This window comes from Alkalibaculum bacchi (assembly GCF_003317055.1).
GTDB classification, from domain to species: domain Bacteria; phylum Bacillota; class Clostridia; order Eubacteriales; family Alkalibacteraceae; genus Alkalibaculum; species Alkalibaculum bacchi.
Genome location: NZ_QNRX01000032.1, coordinates 1 through 8,728, shown reverse-complemented (window position 1 = coordinate 8,728; position 8,728 = coordinate 1). Strand labels below are relative to the sequence as shown.

At 30.9% G+C, this 8,728-nt stretch carries 12 protein-coding genes; 8 read left to right on the top strand and 4 right to left on the bottom strand.

The genetic code is table 11. The annotated features are described in order from the left end of the window. The 3 genes from DES36_RS15000 to DES36_RS14385 all read left to right on the top strand — a co-directional run. The coding region (locus DES36_RS15000) for a DUF8208 domain-containing protein (RefSeq protein WP_207657477.1) at positions 1–1,477 on the top strand (1,477 nt) is incomplete at its 5' end. Between the two features lie 15 nt (positions 1,478–1,492). After that, positions 1,493–1,813: a hypothetical protein gene (locus DES36_RS14390; protein WP_113921905.1), complete on the top strand. Its 321-nt coding sequence runs from the start codon at positions 1,493–1,495 to the stop codon at positions 1,811–1,813. Positions 1,814–2,101: 288 nt separating this feature from the next. Further along, the gene (locus DES36_RS14385) at positions 2,102–2,923 is read left to right on the top strand and encodes a Fic family protein (protein WP_113921903.1); all 822 of its coding nucleotides are present in this window, start codon (positions 2,102–2,104) and stop codon (positions 2,921–2,923) included. 107 nt (positions 2,924–3,030) lie between these two features. Here the strand turns inward: DES36_RS14385 and DES36_RS14995 are convergent, their stop codons facing one another. Continuing rightward, positions 3,031–3,180 (bottom strand): hypothetical protein, encoded by a 150-nt coding sequence (locus DES36_RS14995; protein ID WP_170128342.1) that lies wholly within the window; start codon positions 3,178–3,180, stop codon positions 3,031–3,033. Between the two features lie 35 nt (positions 3,181–3,215). Next, positions 3,216–3,632: a hypothetical protein gene (locus DES36_RS14380; protein WP_113921899.1), complete on the bottom strand. Its 417-nt coding sequence runs from the start codon at positions 3,630–3,632 to the stop codon at positions 3,216–3,218. Between the two features lie 240 nt (positions 3,633–3,872). Here DES36_RS14380 and mobC point away from each other — a divergent pair, with 240 nt between their 5' ends. The 3 genes from mobC to DES36_RS14365 all read left to right on the top strand — a co-directional run bounded on the left by mobC (position 3,873) and on the right by DES36_RS14365 (position 7,093). After that, positions 3,873–4,289: a plasmid mobilization relaxosome protein MobC gene (gene mobC / locus DES36_RS14375; RefSeq protein ID WP_113921897.1), complete on the top strand. Its 417-nt coding sequence runs from the start codon at positions 3,873–3,875 to the stop codon at positions 4,287–4,289. Between the two features lie 18 nt (positions 4,290–4,307). After that, the gene (locus tag DES36_RS14370; protein ID WP_113921896.1) at positions 4,308–5,756 is read left to right on the top strand and encodes a relaxase/mobilization nuclease domain-containing protein; all 1,449 of its coding nucleotides are present in this window, start codon (positions 4,308–4,310) and stop codon (positions 5,754–5,756) included. A gap of 326 nt (positions 5,757–6,082) precedes the next feature. Then, a complete protein-coding gene (locus DES36_RS14365) occupies positions 6,083–7,093 on the top strand; it encodes a replication initiation protein (protein WP_113921895.1) in 1,011 nt (336 codons plus the stop codon). Positions 7,094–7,261: 168 nt separating this feature from the next. Here the strand turns inward: DES36_RS14365 and DES36_RS14360 are convergent, their stop codons facing one another. Both DES36_RS14360 and DES36_RS14355 read right to left on the bottom strand, forming a co-directional pair. Further along, positions 7,262–7,756 carry a hypothetical protein gene (locus DES36_RS14360; protein WP_113921894.1) on the bottom strand — a complete coding sequence of 165 codons (495 nt, stop codon included), beginning with the start codon at positions 7,754–7,756 and terminating at the stop codon, positions 7,262–7,264. A 54-nt stretch (positions 7,757–7,810) separates the two neighbouring features. Then, positions 7,811–7,984 carry a ribbon-helix-helix domain-containing protein gene (locus DES36_RS14355; protein ID WP_113921893.1) on the bottom strand — a complete coding sequence of 58 codons (174 nt, stop codon included), beginning with the start codon at positions 7,982–7,984 and terminating at the stop codon, positions 7,811–7,813. Positions 7,985–8,102: 118 nt separating this feature from the next. Here DES36_RS14355 and DES36_RS14350 point away from each other — a divergent pair, with 118 nt between their 5' ends. After that, complete coding sequence (locus DES36_RS14350) at positions 8,103–8,345, top strand: DUF5511 family protein (protein ID WP_113921892.1); 243 nt, start codon at positions 8,103–8,105, stop codon at positions 8,343–8,345. A gap of 20 nt (positions 8,346–8,365) precedes the next feature. Then, on the top strand, positions 8,366–8,728 hold a 363-nt coding region (locus tag DES36_RS14345), incomplete at its 3' end, for a DUF8208 domain-containing protein (RefSeq protein ID WP_207657476.1).

Genomic DNA, 8,728 nt, shown 5'->3' with positions numbered 1-8,728 from the left:
ATCAGCAACATTTGTTTTAATTAAAGGATCCAATACAATCATGAGATACTTTGGTGTTGATGTGGGACTAAAAGAAGGATTTGGTCAAATGGCAGGAGCCTTTGCTCTTGGTCGTGGAGCATCTGGAATGGCTATGGGATTAAAGAATCTAGGCGGAAAATCTACTTCTAAAAATAAAAATGATATGGAAAACTTATCAGGACAAGAGAGTAACACGTTAAATAATTTAAATAGTGATAGTGGACTTAAAAAGAGTGTTAATTCAGCAGGTAAATCTTTCGGTTATGCGAGAAATCGTGGATTTGGTAGCATGGCAAAAGATGCAGCAAAAGGAACAGAAGAAAAAACAACTGATGGAATTAAAAACAGTGTTAATTCTATGAAAGACCAACAGAGTAATGGAATAACACAAGGAGAAGCGAATCGAGAAAAATGGGATGGTAAAAAATCTAAAAACCAAAGTATAAATAATTCCGATAGCATCGCCGAAATGAAAGCGTTTGATAGCGGAATTGTAAGTCCGTCTTCTCACAAAGAGAATCCTGCACTAGAAGAAAAGACCTCAATTAACAGTCATAAATCTCCACAAAGGGCAAGAACGGGGCAAATTAGCCAAGAAAACAATTTGCAGGGGCAAATGGACACCAATTTTAACAAAAGTGGTAATTCATTACAAAATCAAAGTAATGAAGATGTTTTAAGAAAAATGAGATTCGAAGATGCTATAAAGCCTGGAAGTATAGATACCACTGGGAGTATTAAAATGAAACCCGATATAGTTGGTAGTGGAGAATTAGGAAAGCCTGTGTCAGCATCTATTTCAGAAAGTAAAGGAATTAATGATGTTGCTGCTACTAAGCAAATAGATATTTTAGCAAACACGAAAACAAATTCTCCTATTGGAAGTATAAATCAGAGGATTAATCAAGTAGTAGATAATAAAAACAATATCCCTAACCCTATTGAACAAAAAATAAATACATTACATAATCCAGGACAAGCAAAACAAAATGTTCTTCAAGAGATCCAAAACTCTAATACAGCAACACCACAACAATTAAAGCAAAATGTAGAGCAAGTATTCTCAAAAGCTAGTATACCAAGTGAAGTGCAAAGTTCTGTTCAAAAGATTATCCAAGAAGTTGGGTCTAATAGTTCTTATCAACCAGAAGAAGTGAGATCTAAAGTAATACAAGAAATAGAAAAAGCTTCTATAGATAGTCCTTCTTTAAAACAAAGTGTCATTCAAGATATTGAAAAAGCATTTAAGACAACTCCAGAACAAGAAAAACAAAATATTAAGCAAAGTATAGAACAGGTAGTTGAAACAAAAGAGCATCAGAATGTCACAAGTACGATACAGCAAGAAGTAAAGCAGAAATCTTCAGGTTACTTTGGAGCTTTGCTTCCTGATGATTTAAAAGTTGAACCAATTGCTAGGAAGGGAGAACGTTTTAAAAAGTTATATAAAGCTTAGAAAGGGGTATTTATTGTGAATGAAAATAAGTTTAACTCTAAAAAAAGCATTGATGACCAACCACATTTGTTTGATATAAATCATAAAAAAAAATTAAGTAAAAGAAACTTAATAATTCTTTCAGTATCAATACTGGTTATTCTTTTTATTATTTTCACGAATACCATATTGCAACTATTAGGGCTTGTTTTATTAATTGCATGTATAGGTGTGGTTCTTGTTAAAACGGGCAAATATATTATTGCAATCAGCTATTCTTTAGTTAATATTGTTCTAAGTATAGCAGCTGCTATACTCGCTATAGGTGCTATTGCTTGGGTATTGAGTTTACTATAAATGCATTAGCAATTCGAAATCATTGTTTAAATAATAGTTCCAGCAGATGATTGAGTAGAGAATAGTAGATATTTTATATTCCCTTAACACTACCTATCCGTGTGGTCAAATCGACTACACGGATAGATTATATGATTATGACGAACCTAGATTAAATAATATATAATAACAGTAGAGTGCTTCTAAGAAAATGAAATATAAATGATCATAGGTTGTTAAAATATATTTATCATAACTATAATAAAAAATATACCTAGAGATGAGTTTAAGGAAAGGTAGTGATTGCTAGTGTTTGGAGAAGATAGACCATATGAGGAAGTGGAATATAACAATACAAAAGAATATAAAAAAGAATTATGGAAAGCTAGTTTTGGACTACAAAAAATAGATGGATTAACACCTTCTGAGTACCTTGTTGAGTTGTCAAAAGAAGAAATTGAGGGAAAGAAAACCTATTCAGAAATTAAAGAAGATTTAGATAAATATTATTCATCTGCTGAAGCTGATAAAGAGAATGAGGAAGCAGATAAAGTGTCTGTACGTATCGCAGAATGGTTGTCGCAACCTAGACCTTTTGAAATGAGTACAAGAAGGTTAAAACAGATCCATGCCCACTTATTTTCAGGAATTAATACCTTCCAGTTCCCTGTAGGAAGGTTTAGAGATGTTAATATTTCAAAGAGTGAACCAGTGCTAAATGGTGCTTCTGTTTTCTATGAATCATGGAATATGTTAGATGCAGCATTCGAGATTGACTTTGAGGAAGAATCGAAAAAAGATTATTCTCTATTAACCCAAGAGGAAAAGGCAAAGTCAGCCATGGCGTTTATATCAAATTTATGGCAAATTCATCCCTTTAGAGAAGGGAATACTCGTACAAGTGCCGTTTTTGCAATTGAGTATTTTAGAGATTTAGGTTTTGATATAGACAATACTATGTTTGAAAAACATTCTAGATATTTTCGAGATGCGTTAGTTAGAGATAATTGCCTAAAGAAATGGCAAGATCCCTATTTTTTAGATTGTTTTACTGAAAACTTGGTATTAGGTGGAAATCATGATTTAGAAAAATTAAATCTAAATATAGATACGGAAGTAGATAGGGGCTAAAAAGGATTATTTTAAAGAGCATAATAACTCTCAGTTAGCACGCCCCTTTAGTTTTTCAATAACAAATGTACAATATATTTTATAAAGCATATTGTACATTTGTTGAATTAGTCATTTAAAGCCTTTTTAAGGCATTCTAGTGTTCGAACATGTATCTCTCTATCTTTTTCACTTTTATCATAATTAATTTGCCACTCAAGGGCTTCTATTTGCCTTTTAATCTCACTCTTATCCTTCGGAATTTGAATTTCAATCATTTATCCTCACCTTTACCCCTTCCAATTTTTAATTATTATTTCACCTTAATTATTTTTTTAAACAACTCATTCACAGTAGGATAGAATTCTTTATAATTGATTTTATTCGAGTGCATATCAGTTTCCCAGAGGTCTAACTTTTTTATCCAACTAGAAATTTCACTTACTAGCGCTGGATCTAATTCTGAATTACTTTCTACGTTACTAGGTAATAGAACTTTTTTGAGTTCTTCTAAATTAGATACTTCATATTCTTTCAAAATTTCCATACCCAATTTTTTAGCTTCAGCTTCCTTTTTTTCTTTCAACGCTTTTTTAGCTTCTTGCTTTTTCTTTTTTAATTCTTCTTCTAACCTTTCAACTAATGAAAGTTCATTCTCTGGAGTTTTCTCGCTTCCTACACTTTGTCTTTTTAAAAGTAATTCAACTTCTTTTTCTATTGATCTAGTCATACTAATTTTCCTTTCATTTGTTTTTTTAATTCTCTTGTTATCTATTCTAATCTTGAAACAAAGTTACAGCAAACATTTTAGGTATTTTTTTTATATTGTTTTAAAGGGGATTGGGGAAACCCCAACAAGCTCAACACGGAACATGCTGAAAGCATGGGCCCGTTTTGATATGCTTGCTAAATACAAAAACCAAATGATATAATCGTTTTATAGAATAAATATTTAAGGAGCTGTAGCTTGATGTCAGAATCAAAAGCTGTAAAATTTAGATTAAAAGAAGATGAACTAATTAGAGCAAAACTCATCGCTGAACATTTCGGAATTACGATTAACGCTCTAGCTAAATATCTAGTTTTAAATTTAAAAGAGCCAAAGTTGAAAATCGTAAAAGATAAAGAGTTCGAAGAACGTTTAAAGAAAAAAGAAGTAAATAAAGAAATTGGTGCGATTGGAAATAATATCAATCAAATTGCTCGAAAAGTTAATTCATTAACTTCTTATCAACTTAAGGAAAATGTAGAAAAAATATTACATGAATTAAGAGAAATTCGAAATGAAACTAGACAGTTGACAGGAAAATCTATCTTATCAGAAGATGACTTTGAAGAATCGTTTAAGTCAAAAAGAAAAACACCTAAAAGAAGTTTTTTTAACTAAAAGAGGAGGAATAAAGAAATGCCTATCCTAGAAGTTATTGGTGGTACTCGTGATGTTAATTCAACGCTTGATTACTGTTTGAAAGATAAAACAAAGGATCCTAACACAAAAAAAGAAATCAATAAGTGCATTCTTAAAGCTGGTGTTAATTGTGATATAGAAGATATACACGAGGACTTCCAAGAAACAAGAGATTTTTTCAACAAAGATGATGGTAGACAAGGTATGCACTTTACAGCTTCTTTTTCACCTAGTGAACTATCTCCTCATGAATTAATGGACCAGGAAAAATGTCTTCAAATTGGAATTGATCTAGCAAGTAAAATAGCGCGGGGATACGAATCTGGAGTCTTTGTTCATGTGGATCAGGATCACTTACATTGTCATATTGTTACAAATTCAGTTGATTATAAAACAGGTAAAAAATATCACATGGAAAAAAATAAGGATTTGGTGATTATTAGAAACCAATTCGACCAAATTTGTAAAGACCATGGGATAGAACCACTTGAAGCCTATAAAGGACAATCAGTGACTGAGAAAAGTGCTGAAAAGAGGATAAAGGCTCGTGGGAAAACTCCGTGGAAACAAGAAGTAAAAAATGCCATAGGTTACGCAAAGGGAAAAGCCACTTCTTTTGAACATTACAAGGAATTGTTACTAGAGAGAGGAATTGAATACTACGAAAGGGGAGAAAGGACAAAAGGCTATATTCACTTAGCTATACAAGCAGAAGGAAATCCCAAATGCAAAATTCGAGATCGAAATAGTTTTTTAGACAACGGATATCAACTAAAAGATGTCATGCAACAAATAGAAATGAACTCAGGAGCGCAAAATGAGCCCAAATTTGAATTCAAAAACAAGAATCAAGCATTTACTCACAACAAACGCAAAACCCCCGAAAATAGCAATTTAAACCACTCTGTGAGTGTCCCTGTTCCCACTCATGATAATTTCGAGGAAGTAATTAAAGATAATCAAGACAAAAAAGCTGATATCAAAAAAAATACAAACCGACAACTCCAGGAAGCTGGTGATGAATCTGAACGAGTTAATATTAAGAAAAAAGAAGAAGTTGAATTAGAACAAGCTGAAGTAGATAAGGAGATTAAGTTAAAAGATCAAAGTTTTTACAAGGAAATATTAACTTTATTCAGAAACATAAAGAATCATTCTTCATACAGTAAGAAGAAATATGAAGAGCAAGAAAACAAGGCTATTCTCCATGTACAGGATATTCGTAAAAATAATTATAGGTTTGTGTACGCAACAAATAAAATTTTAGATATCTTCTCTGTTGAAAAGCAAAGTCGAGGATCTAATGATTGGGTAGCCGCTGAATATAAGATTGTTAATTCGGAGAACGACTTTAAAAACGTAAAAGAAACAATTCAAGATGTTACCTTGGATATAGAACGACAAAATAAACAATATCTAAGTTACTATAAGGGAATACAGCGATAAAAGATTGCTCTGTCTATGAGCACTCTTTTTATTTTTAGAACACTTCTTGTCAGATTTATTCACAACAACATTCTTTGTTGTTGTTTTATTGTTTAACAGTATTTTGTTTAACATGTTTAGGAGACCCTTCTAAGCCCTGGTATGACTGGTGTGCAAATTTTAAATAATACTTTTCCATACCTAACTAATACTTTTCCATACCTAAAAAAATTTTAAATAATACTTTTTCATACCCAACTAATACTTTTTCATACCTAAATAATACTAATACACATGTATTGAATTTGTATTAATAAAATGGTAAAATATTCTTATGGGGTGATTGTATGGATAAAAACTATCTAGTAACTAAAGCGAATTCCTTAATAACTGCAAACTATGATTTAAGCTTACAAGAACAGAAATTAATATTAACTTTAGCTAGTATGGTGCAACCATCGGATGAAGAATTTAAAGAATATGAATTTAAGATAAAAGATTTTATGGCACTTTTAGGAGTAGAAGATAAATCTAAATATACTGAAATTCCTAAGATAACAAAGGAGCTTATGAAAAAAGTCTTTGAAATAAAAGAAGGAAAAGATATTATTCAATTATCTTGGTTGAGTAGTGCTAGATATAGAACTGGTGAAGGTTTAGTTGTATTGAAGTTCGATTCTTCTTTAAAGCCTTACATGTTACAACTTAAAGAACTTTATACAAGCTATAAATTAGAAAATATTTTATCATTGAAAAGTAAGTATTCATTAAGGGTGTATGAGTTGCTAAAGTGTAATGAATTTAAAAAGAAATGGGAAGTTGAGTTAGAAGAATTTAAAAGATCCCTTGGAGCAACTGAGAAATCTTATTCAGTTTATCAAAATGTGAAAAACAGAATTATTATGCAAGCACAAAAAGAATTGAAAGAAAAAACAGATATTTCTTTTAAATTTAAAGAAATAAAGACAGGGAGAAAAGTAACTAGTTTAAAATTTTATATAGAGTCTAATATCAATAAATCAAAATCAATAAAAGAAGAGATAGCATTAACAATTGAAGCTGGTGAGATCAATTCAGTGATTGAGGAAGTTAGAAATATCATGAATGAACATGAATTTACTGATAAAGAAATTAAAGCAATTTTAAAAAGTGCTAACGGTGACATAGAAAGAATCAGACAAGTTTACAATCACTTCAAAAATAGAAAGGCTGCTAACTTTATTGGTCTAATGGTTTCGATGGTGAAACCAGAAGGATTTGCCGAACCACAAGATAATAATTCTACAGAGTATACAGATGATCGTGGTTATGACTATGAAGAACTCGAGAAAAAAATAGAAGATAAGATGTGGCAATAACAATATATGTGGTGTATCATAAAACAAAGTGATGTCGCTAGTCCTGGAGCGACGGATAAAACAGGGATCGCAATCCATAAGCGATTAAAAAGAATGGGTCGCAAACCCCTTTAATACGACTAATAAGATAGGGGCAGGAAAGTAGTTTAAAGAGACGAGAATAAATTATTAATCTTGTCTCTTTTTGTTTGACTTAAAGTGATGCATTAACTTAGCTAATCCATGTAAATGACTAGCAGCATTTTTTTCTTGGTTCTGATCTTCTTCTATATTATCTTCCAATAGCTTGTTTTTCTTTTGCTCGTTTAGGAGTAATATTTGAAAGTTTTCTAATTGTTTACTCTGATTATTTAATAATTGTTTGTTTTCTTTATTTTCTTCCTCTAGGTATTTTATTCGGTCTTTCAACTCACTTACAAGAGTTTCAATACTGATTGAATCATTGGTACTAGTGGAACTTAATGAATTTGATTCAATATCGATTTCAATTTCTTTTAGTCCAAACAAGCCCATAAGTATCTCTAACCCTTTATCATCAAGTACTTTTACATTTTCAATCTTTTTTAAATGTTGCCTAAATAGACCCTTATTTTCATTCAATTTGTTATAAATTGCCGTTTTACTTTTACCTAGCTTTTCAGCTACTTCAACTATTTTATACATTGAATTATCAGCCTTTCAGAGTTTGGTTTAAAGTTGGATTCATAATAGTTTCAACTATTTATCATATTTTTTCAAAAGTAATTCTATAGCTTCATCTAGTAGCCTAGACTTAGGAATCCTCGTTTCTTGTGCTAATAAGTCAAATTTTTCATATAAGATTTTATCTATAGCATTAGAGAAAGACACTCTGTTTTTCAAACCCCTATTTTTTAAACTCTTATTTTTCACGTCGCTCACCTCTTTTTAAGTATAAGGCATTTATTATCAACCTTCAAATACATTAAACTACTTTCAATTGAAAGTAGTTTAATGTATAATGGTATAACCGTGATAAGGAGGGATAAATATGAATAAAACTAAACAGCAGTGCTACAATCGCCGATTGTATATGATTGAGGGTGTAGATGTACTAAGTAGAAAAATTACACTAGCGGACTACATCTTTGATAAAAAGGTGGAACTATTGATTAGTTTTGAAAAAGCTATATTTTATGCAAATGCTTTTTATGATGCAATTGAAAAGAATATATTTCTTTTTTTGGAGTTTGATGAAGCGAAAAATAAAATAATAGCCAACCAGGATGAATAAAGCAAAGGAGGAGTTACATATTGAAAAATAAGAAACTTAAAATCTTAACAAGGATCTTATTGATTTTATTAATTTGTTTTACGTTTAATATAACTTCTGTAAACGCTAGCCCTTGGAGTGATATAGGAGGAGAAGAAACAGTTACATTTTTACAAAAATATCAGGATTACTTAAGTTTCGGAAGCTTGATTCCTGTCGTAGGTCATTGGTTTGGTTGGTTTATAATTAAAGGATTTTTTGCTATAAGTTGTTTTTTTGAAGGATTGATCCCCGAATCTTTAAGTTTGCTGAGCTTTTTAGATGATGCAGGTATGCAAGGGATTCTTAAAGCAGTTATTAATGATTTGGTAGTTGTTTTGATGATTTTAGTACTAGTTTATCTA

Bases quoted from the DNA above. Each gene is read 5' to 3' on its own strand.
- DES36_RS14995 (WP_170128342.1), bottom strand. From the start codon at position 3,180: ATGATTGAAATTCAAATTCCGAAGGATAAGAGTGAGATTAAAAGGCAA.
- DES36_RS14380 (WP_113921899.1), bottom strand. From the start codon at position 3,632: ATGACTAGATCAATAGAAAAAGAAGTTGAATTACTTTTAAAAAGACAA.
- mobC (WP_113921897.1), top strand. From the start codon at position 3,873: ATGTCAGAATCAAAAGCTGTAAAATTTAGATTAAAAGAAGATGAACTA.
- DES36_RS14370 (WP_113921896.1), top strand. From the start codon at position 4,308: ATGCCTATCCTAGAAGTTATTGGTGGTACTCGTGATGTTAATTCAACG.
- DES36_RS14365 (WP_113921895.1), top strand. From the start codon at position 6,083: ATGGATAAAAACTATCTAGTAACTAAAGCGAATTCCTTAATAACTGCA.
- DES36_RS14360 (WP_113921894.1), bottom strand. From the start codon at position 7,756: ATGTATAAAATAGTTGAAGTAGCTGAAAAGCTAGGTAAAAGTAAAACG.
- DES36_RS14350 (WP_113921892.1), top strand. From the start codon at position 8,103: ATGAATAAAACTAAACAGCAGTGCTACAATCGCCGATTGTATATGATT.